The organism is Pseudomonas tructae, from assembly GCF_004214895.1.
GTDB classification, from domain to species: domain Bacteria; phylum Pseudomonadota; class Gammaproteobacteria; order Pseudomonadales; family Pseudomonadaceae; genus Aquipseudomonas; species Aquipseudomonas tructae.
Genome location: NZ_CP035952.1, coordinates 401,664 through 416,279, shown reverse-complemented (window position 1 = coordinate 416,279; position 14,616 = coordinate 401,664). Strand labels below are relative to the sequence as shown.

Below are 14,616 nucleotides of genomic sequence, written 5' to 3'. Positions count from 1 at the left end.
TCCTGCTGCGTTTGTTTATTGTTAACTTGATGTAGTCATTGCAGCAGGCATGCCAGTCTCAAAAACAATTTTTATCTTTAAAAACCAGATAGATAAGAGAAAAGCTCAAGCCACCCTGAAACGTATCCTGCACGATTGGACCTAGAGGTTCGTGCGTTTTGCATGATCAGCCCTGTGGATAACTTCGACGGATAACTAGCAGGCAAGCGACTACCCTGCAGGCAACGGAATGAATCAGAATGAACCATGCAACTTGCCCGATTTTTCCGACACTAAACCTAGAGCATTCTAAAAGGAGCGTAGGAAATGGAGTCACCTCAGGAACATCAAGGCCGTATTCTGCTGGTCGACGATGAGTCCGCCATCCTGCGAACCTTCCGTTACTGTCTCGAAGATGAAGGCTACAGCGTTGCCACCGCCAACAGCGCGGTGCAAGCCGAAACCCTGTTGCAGCGGCAAGTCTTCGACCTGTGTTTCCTCGATCTGCGCCTGGGTGAGGACAATGGTCTGGATGTGCTGGCGCAGATGCGCATCCAGGCACCGTGGATGCGCGTGGTGATCGTCACCGCGCATTCGGCAGTCGACACCGCGGTTGATGCGATTCAGGCCGGCGCCGCTGATTACCTGGTCAAACCGTGCAGCCCGGACCAACTGCGCCTGGCGACCGCCAAGCAACTGGAAGTCCGCCAGTTATCGGCGCGCCTCGAAGCGCTGGAAGGTGAAGTACGCAAACCCAAGGACGGCCTCGACTCGCACAGCCCGGCCATGATGGTGGTGCTGGAAACCGCCCGCCAGGTCGCCACCACCGACGCCAACATCCTCATTCTTGGAGAGTCCGGTACCGGCAAAGGCGAACTGGCCCGCGCCATTCACGGTTGGAGCAAACGTGCGCGCAAGGCCTGCGTGACCATCAACTGCCCGTCGCTAACCGCCGAATTGATGGAAAGCGAACTGTTTGGCCACAGCCGCGGCGCCTTTACCGGCGCCAGCGAAAGCACCCTGGGCCGGGTCAGCCAGGCGGACGGGGGGACCTTGTTTCTCGACGAGATCGGCGATTTTCCGCTGACCCTGCAACCCAAGCTGCTGCGCTTTATCCAGGACAAGGAATACGAGCGCGTCGGCGACCCGGTGACCCGCCGCGCCGACGTGCGCATTCTGGCCGCGACCAACCTCAACCTTGAAGACATGGTCCGTGAAGGCCGCTTCCGTGAAGACCTGCTGTACCGTCTGAACGTCATCACCCTGCACCTGCCGCCATTGCGCGAGCGCAGCGAAGATATCCTCACCCTGGCCGATCGCTTCCTCGCCCGCTTCGTCAAGGAGTACTCACGCCCGGCCCGCGCGTTCAGCGACGAGGCGCGCGCCGCGCTGCTCAACTATCGCTGGCCGGGCAATATTCGCGAACTGCGCAACGTGGTCGAGCGGGCAAGCATCATTTGTGCACAGGAGCGCGTCGAAATCAGTCATCTGGGCATGGCCGAACAACCGGCCAGCAATGCCCCTCGTGTTGGCGCAGCGCTAAGCCTGGATGAACTGGAGCGCGCGCACATCGGCGCAATTCTGGCCACCAGCGAAACCCTCGACCAGGCCGCCAAAACCCTCGGTATCGATGCCTCGACCCTGTACCGCAAACGCAAGCAGTACAACCTATGACGTTGGCGATGAAGCTGCGCACGCGGCTTTTCCTCAGCATCTCGGCGCTGATCACCGTGGCGCTGTTTGGCTTGTTGCTGGGCCTGGTCAGCGTGTTGCAAATGGCCAGCGCGCAGCAGGCATTGGTGCGCGACAACTCGGTGACCCTTGACCTGGGCCTGAAGCTACGCCAGAACCTGGGCGAGCAACTGTCCCTGCTGCTGGACGACTCTGCAGATAAGCCCGCCCTGGAGGACCTGCAAAGGCAGTTCCAGCAATTGCTGGACGAGGGCATCAATCATGACGACGACAGCCCTGGTGACCAGGGTTTTACCAAAGCCAACGTCGATTACCAGGCATTCCTGCAGGCCTATCGCAGCAGCAGCGCGCCGTCGAAAAGCCTGGGGGCCGAGCAGCCGTTGGGCCATGCCTTCAATCAATTGCGGGGCGATTTGGTCGAGTCGCACAAACGCGCCCTGCAACACATCAACGAGAGCGAACAAAAAGCCCATGACCGTGCCCTGCTGATTGGCGGCTTGCTGGGCCTGGTTGGCCTGAGCGTTTTGATTCTCGGCTTTGTCACCGCCCATGGCATTGCCCGACGGGTCGGCCAACCGATCGAAGCACTGGCCAAGGCAGCCGACCAGATCGGCCAAGGCAACTTCGACGTCACCCTGCCGGTGTCCCATGCGCTTGAACTGAACCAGCTAACTCGCCGTTTTGGCCTGATGGCCGAAGCCTTGCGCAAACATCAGGCGACCAACATCGACGAAGTACTGGCCGGCCAGCAGCGCTTGCAAGCGGTGCTCGACAGTATCGACGACGGCTTGCTGATCATCGATCGCCAGGGCCATCTGGAGCACCTCAATCCGGTCGCCCAACGCCAGCTGGGCTGGGAAGATGCGCGCCTGGGCAGCGGCCTGGGCGATGCCCTGCAACGCCCGGAGCTGGATGAGCAACTGCGCCTGGTGTTGCGCGGCGGCACCCTGGAGCGGGTGCCCGATGACCTCAGCCTGGAAATAGATGAAGAGATCCGCCTGCTTTCCTACAGCCTCACCCCCGTCTGCCACCCACAAGGGCAAATCCTCGGTGCGGTGATGGTGCTGCACGATGTCACGGAACAGCGCGCATTCGAACGGGTACGCAGCGAATTCGTCCTGCGCGCCTCCCATGAACTGCGCACACCCGTGACCGGCATGCACATGGCCTTCGGCCTGTTGCGTGAGCGTCTGAGCGTTGCCACGGGCTCACGCGAAGCAGACCTGTGCCAGACCATCGGCGAAGAAATGCAGCGCCTGACCCAGTTGATCAATGACCTGCTGAACTTCTCCCGCTACCAGAACGGTCTACAAAAGCTTGAGCTCACCCCCTGTGCCATCGATGAACTGCTGGGCCGTGCCTGCGAACGTTTTGCCGCCGTGGCCAGTGACAAACAGATCGAGCTGCAGGTCGAGCTCGCTACACCGCTGCCACGCATCCAGGCGGACCCCGCGCAACTGGACCGGGTCATGGACAATCTGCTGGACAACGCCGTGCGTCATACACCCATTGCCGGACGTATTCGTTTGCATGCGCGCCGCCACGCTGAGCGAGTGATCATCAGCATCGAAGACAACGGTGAGGGCATCGCTTACGGCCAACAGGGTCGGATTTTCGAGCCTTTCGTCCAGGTCGGACGCAAAAAAGGCGGTGCCGGCCTTGGCCTGGCGCTGTGCAAAGAGATCGTCCAGTTGCATGGCGGGCGTATGGGCGTGTATTCGCGGCCCGGCCAGGGCACGCAGTTCTACATGGCCCTGCCGGTCTGAAACAGCTAACGCTCAGGCTTCGTCGTCGATGCGGCGCGGGCCCAGGCGTCGACCGCGGGTGATCAGCTCGATGAATTGCCGGGCGTTGAGCGGATGCGCGAACAGCCAGCCCTGGCCATAGTTGACCCCTTCGCTGTTGAGCAGCAAGGCCTGGTCTTCGTACTCGATGCCCTCGGCAATTACTCGCAACTGCAGGGCGTGGGCCATGCGGATGATGTGCGGTGCCACGCCGCTGCTGGCCGCGTCATGGCCCAGGGCATCGATAAAGGCCTTGTCGATTTTCAGGCAATCGACCGGCAGGGTTTGCAGGTAGGCCAGGCTGCAATAGCCGGTGCCGAAATCATCGATCAGCACCTGATGCCCGACCGCGCGCAATGCTTGCAGGTTATCGCGCGCCACCACCACGTCGATCAGCCCGCGCTCGGTGACCTCGAAAGCGATCTGGCTGGCCGCAACATGGTGCAAGGCCAGCAGGCGCGCCGCCACCCGGCCAATCCTGGGCACCATCACATCGCAAGCGGCAAGGTTTACCGAGATGTACAACTGGCGATTGGCGCGCAGCAGCTGGCCCAACTGTTCCAGCACCCGCTGCAGGACGAAATCGGTGATCTGGCGGATCTGCCCGGTGTTCTCCGCCAGCGGGATGAACAGCTCCGGGCTGGTCAGCGTGCCATCCGAGCGACGCCAGCGCACCAGGGCTTCAGCGCCTACACAGCGGCGGCTGGTGAGCTCGAAAATCGGCTGGTAGAGCACCTGCAGCTCACCACGGCGCAGCGCCCCTTGAAGCTCTGAACTCATTGAGCGACGCTGTCGGATCAACTGCAGTACCAGCCAGCCGATGCACCAGGCCAATACCAGACTGCCCGGGAACAGCAACCAGAGAATCCCGTTCATCTTCAACGGCAAGCTGGCCCGCGGCGCAGTCAACACCAGTTGATAGTCCGGTGACTTGGTCGGCATGCGGTAAATCAGCCGATCAGGCAACTCCAGCAGCGAGCCACTGGAGGCGGGTGGCCAATCGGCGGACGGCGGCCAGACCTGCGGCGGGCCGAGTACCGGTACCGCGCGCGTGCCGTTGTCGAGCACCACCAACAGGCTGCCTTCAGGCGGCAAGTCAACCACGTCGGTGATATGCCCACGGGAGGTGGCAACCAGAAACTTGCCACGCCCAAGCATCAGCGCCGCCAGGTTGTCATCGGGTTCGGTGGTGGTGTTGAGCCAGTAGCTGTAGGTCGGCCCCTGAATGTCGGCAGGACGCAACGGGTTGATGGTGCGCTCGCCCACACGGTTGGAACAGGCGATGTTGCCATCGACGTAAGCGGCCTCATAGACAAAGCGATAACGGAATGCGACCTGCTGCAAGGCCGTCATCATGGTGGCATCGCAACCTCGCACCGGTTGCGCCTGAAGCTCGTCGACGCCTTCACGCAGTTGGCCGAAGATCTGCTCAAGGCGGGCGAGAAAACGCTCGCCCTTGGCATTCATTTGCTCGATTTCGCTTTGCTGCATCTGGTGCATTGCTACGCCAACACTGGCCATGAGCAACAGGATCGCGCTGGCCATAGCCGCGAGTGTGGCCAATAACCAGGGACGATAGAGCAAGTGGCGCAGCACGGAGAGGGCAGCTGACATCAAGAATTATCCCGTTGAATACCAAAAGGTATAGCAACTGCCACTCAAGTCAGCCTGCCCGTTGGGCGGTGCATGTCAACGACGGTTGTTGAGCACCTGCAACATAGCAGCGGTCTGGGCATCTGCCACCCCGTCAAAACGCTGGGGGCGAAAGCGCATCTGGAACGCTGCCAGCACATGTTTGGTGCTGACATCGTACTCACCGGTCTGCTCGATGGCGTAGCCAAAACGCTTCAACTGCTGCTGATACCAGGTGATGCTTGGCGGATTGACGCTGAAGTAGGCTTGCTGCCGGGCCACGGCCTGGGCATTCGGCCAGACCCCAAGCCCTGCATCCGCCAGGCGCTTCCACGGGAACATCGGCCCCGGGTCGAGTTTGCGCAGCGGCGCGATGTCGCTGTGGCCGATGATGTAACGTGGCTGGATGTGATTGCGCGCGACGATGTCCTTGAGCAGGACGATCAATGCCTGGATCTGCGCCTCGGTGTAGGGATGCCAGACCCGCCCGGTGGGTGTGTCGGTAAAACCTGGGTTGACGATCTCGATACCAATGGAGGTAGAGTTGAGCCAGGTACGCCCATCCCACTGGCTGTCACCGGCATGCCAGGCGCGGCGGCTCTCGTCGACCAGTTGATAGACCGTCGCCGGCGAGTCGCCGATCAGGTAATGGCTGCTGACCTCGCCATGGGTCAGCAAAGCCAGTGAGCGCTCCAGCGAGGCGTTGGTGTAATGCAGGACGACGAACTGGATACGCTCGTCCTGGTTGGCAGAAGTGTGGCTGCGGTCGATCCGCAAGCCAGTGGCGCAACCTGCCAGCGTCAGCAGCAGGAGCGCGGTGAAAAACGCTTTCATGGGGAGGGCACTGTGATGAGAGTCTGCAAAGCGTAAGCTTAACGCATCCTCGCCAATGCCACTCAGCCCTGTTCGACGCGATTTCGACCAAGATGTTTCGCCCGGTACAGCGCCTCGTCGGCCCGCTTGAGCACCGCTTCGCTGCGCTCACCGCTGCGAAATGCACTGATGCCGATAGACAGGGTGATGGTCACCCGCTCGCCCTTGAAATGGAACGGGCAGGCTTCGATGGCTGCACGCAGGGTCTCTGCCAACTGGCAGCCGGCGGGCAGCGAAGTTTGCGGGATCAGCAGGACAAACTCCTCGCCACCAAAGCGGGCAATGAAGTCTCGGCTGCGCAGACGCTTGCGCAGCACACTGGCAACGATCTTCAGCACCTTGTCACCGGCCAGGTGGCCATAGCCGTCGTTGATACGCTTGAAATGGTCAAGGTCGAGGATCGCCATCAACAGATGACCGCCGTTTTCCTGCCATTCCAGTACTTCCTGATCGACCCGTTCCGACCAGGCGGCACGATTGGGCAGGCCGGTGAGAGGGTCGATCAAGGCCTTTTGACGCTGCTCCTCAAGGTGCTCACGGTAACCCAGGGCTTCCTGCTCCATGCTCGCCACCCGTTCGGCCAGGCCTTGCAAACGGTTGGCCATATCCTGCTCACGCTGATCACGCTGCTGCTGGTGCTCATCCATGGTGCCGAGCAAGCCTTCAAGGCGGCTTTCGAGGATATTCTTGAGGCTGCCAAGGTCGGCAGCGCCCTGCACACTGCTTTGCAGGCTGTCGACGTGCTCACGCAACTGACTGTCGAGGTCGCGTGCCGCCGACGTGCTGTCTGCGTGGCCTTCGCTGGCTTCATGCAAGTGGCTCTGGAACGACTCCAGACGCTCGTTGAGTTGCTGCAAATAAGCTTCGAACTCGTGCTGGCCACTGTCGTTGATCGCCAGCATCAGCACTGCCAGGTCATCGAGGACCGGCAACAATTCGTACCAGTTCAGCCCGTGCTCCAGGCGTTCGCGCATGGACTGCGCCTGGGCCTTGTAGCGCTCGGGCAGGGTCAGGTCGTCGAGCAAACCCAGCAAGGTGTCTTCGATGTGCGCAGCCACCGAGCTGTAGGTCGGCTCGGTTCCGTCCGGCAGGGCGTAATGGGCTGCTTCGTCGTCCTGCGCGGCGATTTCAGGCAGCTCGACCGCAGGTTCGTCCGGACTGTGCTCGAGTAACGCCAGGATTTCCTGCTCGGCGTCCACCGGTGGCGACTCGAGTGCGGCTTCAGGCTGTGGTCGTTGTGGCGCGGGCTCGACGGTTTGATCGACAAGCATCTGGGGTGTCGGCGCAACGGCAGACAGTGCGGCCTCTTGGTCAGCTTCGACCTCTATTGCAGCGGACTCAAAGGGCTCGATGAGCCGTTCCTGAGCAACCGGCAATGACTGCAGTTCGTCGACATCGACAGGCACCGAGGGCACCGGCTCAACATGAGCTAGCGCCAGCTGCGCAGGCTTTTCGCTGAGTTCAGGCAGCGTTGCCGGACCAGCGAGGGCAGGCTGCAAGACTTCGGTTTCCGCTTCGCGGTTGCCGAACAGGCGCTGCAACAAGCCTGGACGTTGCACCTCTTCAGGCTGCTCCAGCGCCGACAGCGCCTGACCCTGCAAGCCGCTCAATTCCCCCAGCAACAGGGGTACTTCCCTGGATTGACTGGCCCGGGCCTCGACCTGCTTGGCGAACTTCTTCAGCGGCCGGCTGACTTCGCTGGGCAAAGGCAAGGCCTGTAGCTGGGTAACCAACGAGGTGAGCGCAGTACTGACCTGGGCGATGCGGGTTTCTCGACGTTGCTCGGAGTCGAGCACAGCCTTTTCCAGGCGCGGAATCAGGCCGGCGAGGGCGGCGTCCATATTGTCGGTGCGGATGACCTCGCGCATTTCCTTCATGCACTGGTCCACCGCCCGATCGCTGCCTTCAGCCGCCAGCGTGCTGCGCACCAGGCCGCGGCGCAACAAGTCCAGACGAGCCTCCCAACGGCGCTCGAGCTTCTCTTGCTGTTCGATACTCTTGAGGTATTTTTCTTTCCAGCGCTGGGCTTCGTCGGTCATGCCTGGGTCCGCAGAGGGTAATGGCAATTAGCTCAAAGCGGGCAGCGTATCCACAGCAAGGGCATCAGGCAAACGAATCTCAACCGCGACCGGAAGATGATCGGAAATTGGCTGGGCCAGAACCTCGACCCGCTCCAGGGTCAGGCTTGGGCTGAGCAGGATATGATCAAGGCAGCGTTGTGGCCGCCAACTGGGGAAAGTGGCTTGCACCTGCGGTGCGATCAGGCTCAGGTCGCGCAGCGGCGAATGTTCCAGCAGGTCGGTGGCGTGGGTGTTCATGTCGCCCATCAGCACCTGGTGGCGATAGCCGCCAATCAGTTCACGAATGTAGGCAAGCTGGCGGGCGCGGGTCTTGGAACCCAGGGCCAGGTGCATCATCACCACGACCAGGGCGTCTTCACCTTCGCCGAAGCGCACCAGGATCGCCCCGCGGCCAGCCGGGCCGGGCAGCGGATGATCCTCTAGCAGTTGCGGTTTCAAGCGGCTGAGCACGCCGTTGCTATGCTGGGCAAGGCGCCCGAGGTTGCGGTTGAGCTGCTGGTACCAGTACGGGAAGGCGCCCAGTTGTGCCAGGTGCTCGACCTGATTGACGTAGCCCGAGCGCAGGCTGCCGCCATCGGCCTCCTGCAGGGCAACCAGGTCGAAGTCGGCGAGCAGGTCGCCGATCTTCTGCAGGTTGCCGGCCCGCCCGGTGTGCGGCAACAGGTGCTGCCAGCCGCGGGTCAGGTAATGGCGGTAACGCTCGGTGCTGATGCCGACCTGGATGTTGAAACTGAGCAGCCGCAGCCGACCATCCTCAGGCAGGCCGTTGGCCTGCAGGTGATGTTCGTTGACCTGCGGATCATGCAGGCCAATGCCACGCTCGGTTCTCCAGCGGCGCATGATCGGCGCCGCTTACTTGGCGGCGCGCTCCTTGGCGATCAGGTGGTCGGCGACATTCAGCACGCCTTGTGGCCCTTTGGCGCTGCCAAGGTCGAAGCGGTACTTGCCGTTGACGACCATGCTCGGTACGCCAGTGATTTCGTACTTCTTGGCCAGTTCACGGGCCTGGTTGACCTGGCCCTTGATGGCGAAGGAGTTGAAGGTGGCAAGGAACTTGTCCTTGTCGACGCCTTGGGTGGCGAGGAAGTCGGCCATTTCTTCAGGCTTGGTCAGTTTCTTGCGCTGAATCTGGATGGCTTCGAATACCGCCGCATGAACCGTGTGCTCTACACCCATGGCTTCGAGGGTCAGGAACATCTGGCCATGGGCATCCCAAGGGCCGCCGAACATGGCAGGCACGCGCTTGAAGTTGACGTCCTTCGGCAGTTTCTCGACCCATGGATTGATCACCGGCTCGAAGGTGTAGCAGTGCGGGCAGCCGTACCAGAACAGCTCGACCACTTCGATCTTGCCAGGTACCGACACCGGAACCGGGTTGCTCAGCTCGGTATACTGGTCGAAGGCTACCGGATCGGCAGCCTGGGCAGTCATGCCGAAGAGGCTGGCAGTGACCAGCGCGGCGCCGAGAATCAGATTACGCATGCTTTACTCCTGAGCAGTCTATTGAGTCGCCTTGGCGCGACCTGTCGTAGGACAGGCCGAGGCAGGCCCGAGTTCGTTAGTGTAACGGCAGCGGGCACAAAAAAGGGCGGCCGAAGCCACCCTTTTCATCTTTGCGCCGTAGTATTAACCCAGCGTTAAAGCGCGGATCAATGCAGACCCTGGATGTAGCTGGACAGCGCTTCGATGTCCTTGTTGCTCAGCTTGGCCGCGATGGTACGCATGGTGGTAGCGTCGCCATCATTGGTACGGTTGCCTTCGCGGAAGTCGGTCAGCTGTTTGGCGACGTAGCTTGCGTGCTGGCCGCCCAGGTGCGGGAAGCCGGCCAGGGCAATACCCGCGCCGTTAGGCGAGTGGCAGCCGGTGCAGGCAGGCAGGCCTTTTTCGACGTCGCCGCCGTTGAACAGCGCGCGGCCACGCTCGACCAGCTTCGGATCAGCCGCGCCAACGCTGCCTTTCTGGCTGGAGAAGTAAGCGGCGATGTCGGCCATGTCCTGGTCGTTGAACGCAGCCAGCATGCCGGTCATTTCCAGCACGGTGCGCTTGCCCGACTTGATGTCGTGCAATTGCTTTTCCAGGTACTTCTCACCCTGGCCTGCAAGTTTCGGGAAGTTCGGCGCCAGGCTGTTGCCGTCCGGATTGTGACAAGCGCCACATACAGCAGTTTTGGCCTGACCAGCAGCGGCATCCCCTTTGACAGGCTCTGCGGCATTGGCAACACCGGTGATGCCCAAGGTCAACAGCAGACTCACGAGTAGTTTGTTCATCAGCTAATCCAACTACGGCTAAGGGTGAAAGAGTTATGTATCGGGACTCCGGCTCATCCACTGGATGATTGCCTGGTAGTCCTCGGCACTGCAGTCCATGCACAATCCACGCATTGGCATAGCCTTGAAACCCTGGGTGACATGCACCACCAGCATCTCCATACCCTTCGCCAGTCTTGGCTCCCAAGCCGCACGATCACCTGCTTTCGGTGCCTGTGGCAGCTGCCCGGCGTGACAAGCCGCACACGTGCGGTTGTACAACGCCTCGGGATCCTGTGTAGCCTGAGCGCTGAATAACGGTATCAAGACACCGACAACAAGCAGCCATTTCGTCATGCGAACGACCTTTCAGGGTTGGGGGCTGCACTGCGTTCTAATGCGCAAGCTTGAATCCGATGCCCCCGTGCACATCCTCCTACGCTGGGATAATGCGCACACAAAATCTGGGGCATTATATACTCCCGTTACTGAAACGGAAACGACACCGCTTGCCGAGCCCGCCTCTGGCAACACCCACACCGGATATCCCATGCAAGTCAAAAACCCCATCCTCGGCCTCTGCCAACAGGCCAAATTCGCTATCAGCGCGGCCAAGGTCGACCAGTGTCCGCCCGACCAGGGCTATGAAGTAGCCTTCGCCGGCCGCTCCAACGCCGGCAAGTCCAGCGCCCTGAACACCCTGACCCACGCCAGCCTGGCGCGAACCTCGAAAACCCCGGGGCGCACCCAGCTGTTGAACTTCTTCAGTCTGGACGATGAACGGCGTTTGGTCGACTTGCCGGGCTACGGTTATGCCAAGGTGCCAATCCCGCTCAAGCAGCACTGGCAGCGCCACCTGGAGGCCTACCTGGGCAGCCGCGAGGCCTTGAAGGGCTTGATCCTGATGATGGACGTGCGCCATCCGATGACCGACTTCGACATGATGCTGCTCGACTGGTCGCGCGCCTCCGGCATGCCGATGCACATCCTGCTGACCAAGGCCGACAAGCTGACCTTTGGCGCGGCCAAGAACACCCTGCTCAAAGTGCAGTCGGAGATCCGCAAAGGTTGGGGCGATAGCATTACGATCCAGCTGTTCTCGGCCCCCAAGCGCCAGGGTCTGGAAGAGGCCTACGGCGTGCTGGCACGCTGGATGGAACTGCCGGACAAGCCCGCCGAATAAGGGCCGCCCGGTAAACGCCGGGCAAAAAAAACCCCGGACTTCGTATGGGGAGGGGGAAGTTCGGGGTTCAAGTACCGGACCGCTAGGGCGGGGTCCGGATATCTGCCAACACTTAACACAACATAGGAGCATCGAAGGGCTTCACCAGCCATTCAGATACTCTGAGTCGCGGTTCACCGGTTTAGTTCCGGACGTTTAGAAACTATTTGCGATAGGTCGGAAATTTCCGGCACTAATGGCCCCGAGCCAGCCAAAAAGCCGCGACGATATGCCGCAGCTTTTCCCCGATTTTAAGCGCTTTTTTAGTGCGCTTCGTCCCAATTCGACCCCACGCCGACGTCTACCACCAGCGGAACATCCAACTGAGCGGCACCACTCATGTGTGGGCGAATCTGCTCGCGAACCTGCTCGACAAGGTCTTCTCGAACCTCCAGTACCAGTTCGTCATGAACCTGGAGGATGACCCGAGCATCTAGGCCCGAATCGGTCAGCCAGTTATCCACAGCCACCATGGCACGCTTGATGATGTCCGCCGCCGTGCCCTGCATCGGCGCATTGATCGCCGTACGCTCGGCACCCGCGCGCTCCTGCGGCTTGTTGGAATGAATAGCCGGCAGGTACAGCCGGCGGCCGAACAGGGTTTCTACATAACCCTGCTCGGCGGCCTGCCCACGCGTGCGCTCCATGTATTCGCGAACACCTGGGTAGCGGGCGAAGTACTCGTCGATGTAGGCCTTGGCCACCTTGGTGTCGACGCCAATATCCTTGCCGAGCTTTTTCGCACCCATACCGTAGATCAGGCCGAAGTTGATCGCCTTGGCGCTGCGGCGCATGTCCGAAGTCACCTGGCCCAGTTCGACCTTGAACACCTCGGCCGCGGTCGCGGTGTGCACATCGAGACCATCACGGAACGCATTCAGTAGTCCCTCGTCACGGGACAGGTGGGCCATGATCCGCAGTTCAATCTGCGAGTAGTCCGCCGCCAGCAACTTGTAGCCTGGCGGTGCGATGAACGCTTGGCGAATCCGTCGGCCCTCGGCCGTGCGGGCCGGAATGTTCTGCAGGTTCGGGTCACTGGAGGAAAGACGTCCGGTGGCCGCGACAGCCTGATGGTAAGAGGTGTGGATACGCCCGGTACGCGGGTTGATCTGCTCCGGCAGGCGATCGGTGTAGGTGCTTTTGAGCTTGCTCATCGAGCGGTACTGCATCAGCACCTTGGGCAGTGGGTAGCCTTCCTCGGCCAGGGCTTCAAGGACGTCTTCGGCGGTGGAGGGCTGGCCTTTGCCGGTTTTCTTCAGCACCGGCAGGCCGAACTTGTCATAAAGAATCGCCCCCAGCTGCTTGGGCGAACCGAGGTTGAACGGCTCACCGGCCAGGCGAATGGCTTCTTCTTCCAGGTCGGCCATTTTCTTGCCCAGCTCACCGCTCTGCACCTTGAGCAGCTCGGCGTCGACCAGCGCGCCTTGACGCTCAATGCGCGCCAGAACCGGAACCAATGGCATTTCGATATCACTCAGCACACCGGCCAGGCTCGGAATTTCCGCAAGCTTGGTGCTCAACGTCTGGTGCAGGCGCAAGGTCACGTCGGCGTCTTCGGCGGCGTATGGGCCGGCCTGTTCCAGGGGGATCTGGTCAAAGGTCAGCTGCTTGGCGCCTTTGCCGGCGATGTCCTGGAAGCTGGTAGTGGTGTAGTCGAGGTACTTCAGCGCCAGGCTGTCCATGTCATGGCGGGTCGCCGTGGAGTTCAGCACGTAGGACTCAAGCATGGTGTCGAAAGCAATCCCGCGCACCACGATGCCATCGTCGGGGTCGCCGCCCAAGGCGCAGTTGGCCAGGATGTTCATGTCGAACTTGGCATGCTGACCGACCTTGAGCTTCTTCGGGTCTTCCAGCAGCGGCTTGAGTGCGCGCAGCACGGTGTCGCGGTCCAGTTGCTGCGGTACGCCCAGGTAGGTATGCATCAACGGAATGTAGGCTGCTTCATGTGCCTGCACGGCAAACGACAAACCGACCAACTGCGCCTGCTGGGCATCGACGCCCGTGGTTTCGGTGTCGAAGGCGATCAGTTCGGCTGCCTGCAGTTTGGCCAGCCAGACCTCGAAGCGGGCCTGGTCGAGGATGGTCTCGTAGGTAGTTTCGACGGGGACCTGCGCACTTGCAACGACGACCTCGCCACCACCGGTGGCAGGCGACTCGCTGTTTGCCACAGGCGCTGCCAGCTCCTGGCGCTTGGCCTCACGCTGGACATCGGCGATCCAGCTCTTGAACTCCATCTCGGTGTACAAGGCCAGCAACGCATCGCAATCTGGTTCGCCACAGACCAGCGCATCCACCTCGACGTCCAGTGGCACGTCAAGCTTGATGGTCGCCAGCTCATAGGAGAGGAACGCCGCGTCACGGTGCTCTTCAAGCTTGGCCGGCAGGGTCTTGGCGCCACGAATGGCCAGGCTCGGAACCTTGTCGAGGTTCTCGTACAGATCGCTCAAGCCACCGCCAATACCGGTCAGCAGGCCCACGGCGGTTTTTTCGCCGACCCCCGGCACGCCAGGAATGTTGTCGACCTTGTCACCCATCAGGGCGAGGAAGTCGATGATGTGTTCAGGACCGACGCCGAATTTCTCGTGCACGCCAGCCACGTCGAGCACGCTACCGGTCATGGTGTTGACCAGCGTAACGTGCCCGTCGACCAGTTGCGCCATGTCCTTGTCGCCGGTGGAGATGATCACCGGACGCCCGGCGGCGGCGCTGCTGCGGGCCAGGGTGCCGATCACGTCGTCGGCCTCCACCCCCTCAACACACAGCAGCGGGTAGCCCAAGGCGCGCACACTGGCGTGCAGCGGCTCGATCTGCACACGCAGGTCGTCGGGCATGCTTGGCCGGTTGGCCTTGTATTCGGCGTACATTTCGTCGCGGAAGGTCCCGCCCTTGGCGTCGAAGACCACCGCGAACAGGCCGTCCGGATACTGCTTGCGCAGGCTCTTGAGCATGTTCAGCACGCCCTTGACCGCGCCGGTTGGCATGCCCTTGGAGGTAGTCAGTGGTGGCAGCGCGTGGAAGGCGCGGTACAGGTACGAGGAACCGTCCACCAGGACGAGGGGAGCTTGGCTCATGTGCAGAATCAACCTTTTCGACGGGCCCGGCGCTAG

At 61.4% G+C, this 14,616-nt stretch carries 11 protein-coding genes; 3 read left to right on the top strand and 8 right to left on the bottom strand.

Features of this window, described 5'->3' with window-relative positions:
* Positions 1–306 precede the first annotated feature (306 nt).
* Both algB and EXN22_RS01980 read left to right on the top strand, forming a co-directional pair.
* Positions 307–1,653 carry a sigma-54-dependent response regulator transcription factor AlgB gene (algB, locus tag EXN22_RS01985; protein ID WP_130262216.1) on the top strand — a complete coding sequence of 449 codons (1,347 nt, stop codon included), beginning with the start codon at positions 307–309 and terminating at the stop codon, positions 1,651–1,653.
* Positions 1,650–3,437, top strand: a complete 1,788-nt coding sequence (locus EXN22_RS01980; protein ID WP_130262215.1) for a KinB sensor domain-containing domain — start codon at positions 1,650–1,652, stop codon at positions 3,435–3,437. The genes algB and EXN22_RS01980 overlap by 4 nt, the downstream gene beginning before the upstream one ends.
* A gap of 12 nt (positions 3,438–3,449) precedes the next feature.
* Here the strand turns inward: EXN22_RS01980 and EXN22_RS01975 are convergent, their stop codons facing one another.
* The 7 genes from EXN22_RS01975 to EXN22_RS01945 form a co-directional block, all read right to left on the bottom strand.
* Entirely contained in the window at positions 3,450–5,069 is a 1,620-nt protein-coding gene (locus tag EXN22_RS01975) for an EAL domain-containing protein (RefSeq protein WP_130262214.1), read from the bottom strand.
* 75 nt (positions 5,070–5,144) lie between these two features.
* Positions 5,145–5,921, bottom strand: a complete 777-nt coding sequence (locus EXN22_RS01970) for an N-acetylmuramoyl-L-alanine amidase (RefSeq protein ID WP_130262213.1) — start codon at positions 5,919–5,921, stop codon at positions 5,145–5,147.
* Positions 5,922–5,983: 62 nt separating this feature from the next.
* Positions 5,984–7,999 carry a diguanylate cyclase gene (locus EXN22_RS01965; protein ID WP_130262212.1) on the bottom strand — a complete coding sequence of 672 codons (2,016 nt, stop codon included), beginning with the start codon at positions 7,997–7,999 and terminating at the stop codon, positions 5,984–5,986.
* 27 nt (positions 8,000–8,026) lie between these two features.
* Positions 8,027–8,884: an endonuclease/exonuclease/phosphatase family protein gene (locus EXN22_RS01960; RefSeq protein WP_165392268.1), complete on the bottom strand. Its 858-nt coding sequence runs from the start codon at positions 8,882–8,884 to the stop codon at positions 8,027–8,029.
* A gap of 9 nt (positions 8,885–8,893) precedes the next feature.
* Positions 8,894–9,523: a thiol:disulfide interchange protein DsbA gene (dsbA, locus tag EXN22_RS01955; RefSeq protein WP_130262210.1), complete on the bottom strand. Its 630-nt coding sequence runs from the start codon at positions 9,521–9,523 to the stop codon at positions 8,894–8,896.
* Between the two features lie 167 nt (positions 9,524–9,690).
* The gene (locus EXN22_RS01950) at positions 9,691–10,308 is read right to left on the bottom strand and encodes a c-type cytochrome (RefSeq protein WP_130262209.1); all 618 of its coding nucleotides are present in this window, start codon (positions 10,306–10,308) and stop codon (positions 9,691–9,693) included.
* A gap of 33 nt (positions 10,309–10,341) precedes the next feature.
* Complete coding sequence (locus EXN22_RS01945; RefSeq protein WP_130262208.1) at positions 10,342–10,644, bottom strand: c-type cytochrome; 303 nt, start codon at positions 10,642–10,644, stop codon at positions 10,342–10,344.
* 193 nt (positions 10,645–10,837) lie between these two features.
* Here EXN22_RS01945 and yihA point away from each other — a divergent pair, with 193 nt between their 5' ends.
* Positions 10,838–11,470 carry a ribosome biogenesis GTP-binding protein YihA/YsxC gene (yihA, locus tag EXN22_RS01940; RefSeq protein ID WP_130262207.1) on the top strand — a complete coding sequence of 211 codons (633 nt, stop codon included), beginning with the start codon at positions 10,838–10,840 and terminating at the stop codon, positions 11,468–11,470.
* Between the two features lie 302 nt (positions 11,471–11,772).
* Here the strand turns inward: yihA and polA are convergent, their stop codons facing one another.
* Positions 11,773–14,580, bottom strand: a complete 2,808-nt coding sequence (gene polA, locus EXN22_RS01935) for a DNA polymerase I (RefSeq protein WP_130262206.1) — start codon at positions 14,578–14,580, stop codon at positions 11,773–11,775.
* Positions 14,581–14,616: the final 36 nt, after the last annotated feature.

Bases quoted from the DNA above. Each gene is read 5' to 3' on its own strand.
- polA (WP_130262206.1), bottom strand. From the start codon at position 14,580: ATGAGCCAAGCTCCCCTCGTCCTGGTGGACGGTTCCTCGTACCTGTAC.
- EXN22_RS01980 (WP_130262215.1), top strand. From the start codon at position 1,650: ATGACGTTGGCGATGAAGCTGCGCACGCGGCTTTTCCTCAGCATCTCG.
- EXN22_RS01950 (WP_130262209.1), bottom strand. From the start codon at position 10,308: ATGAACAAACTACTCGTGAGTCTGCTGTTGACCTTGGGCATCACCGGT.
- EXN22_RS01970 (WP_130262213.1), bottom strand. From the start codon at position 5,921: ATGAAAGCGTTTTTCACCGCGCTCCTGCTGCTGACGCTGGCAGGTTGC.
- yihA (WP_130262207.1), top strand. From the start codon at position 10,838: ATGCAAGTCAAAAACCCCATCCTCGGCCTCTGCCAACAGGCCAAATTC.
- EXN22_RS01945 (WP_130262208.1), bottom strand. From the start codon at position 10,644: ATGACGAAATGGCTGCTTGTTGTCGGTGTCTTGATACCGTTATTCAGC.
- EXN22_RS01975 (WP_130262214.1), bottom strand. From the start codon at position 5,069: ATGTCAGCTGCCCTCTCCGTGCTGCGCCACTTGCTCTATCGTCCCTGG.
- EXN22_RS01965 (WP_130262212.1), bottom strand. From the start codon at position 7,999: ATGACCGACGAAGCCCAGCGCTGGAAAGAAAAATACCTCAAGAGTATC.
- algB (WP_130262216.1), top strand. From the start codon at position 307: ATGGAGTCACCTCAGGAACATCAAGGCCGTATTCTGCTGGTCGACGAT.
- dsbA (WP_130262210.1), bottom strand. From the start codon at position 9,523: ATGCGTAATCTGATTCTCGGCGCCGCGCTGGTCACTGCCAGCCTCTTC.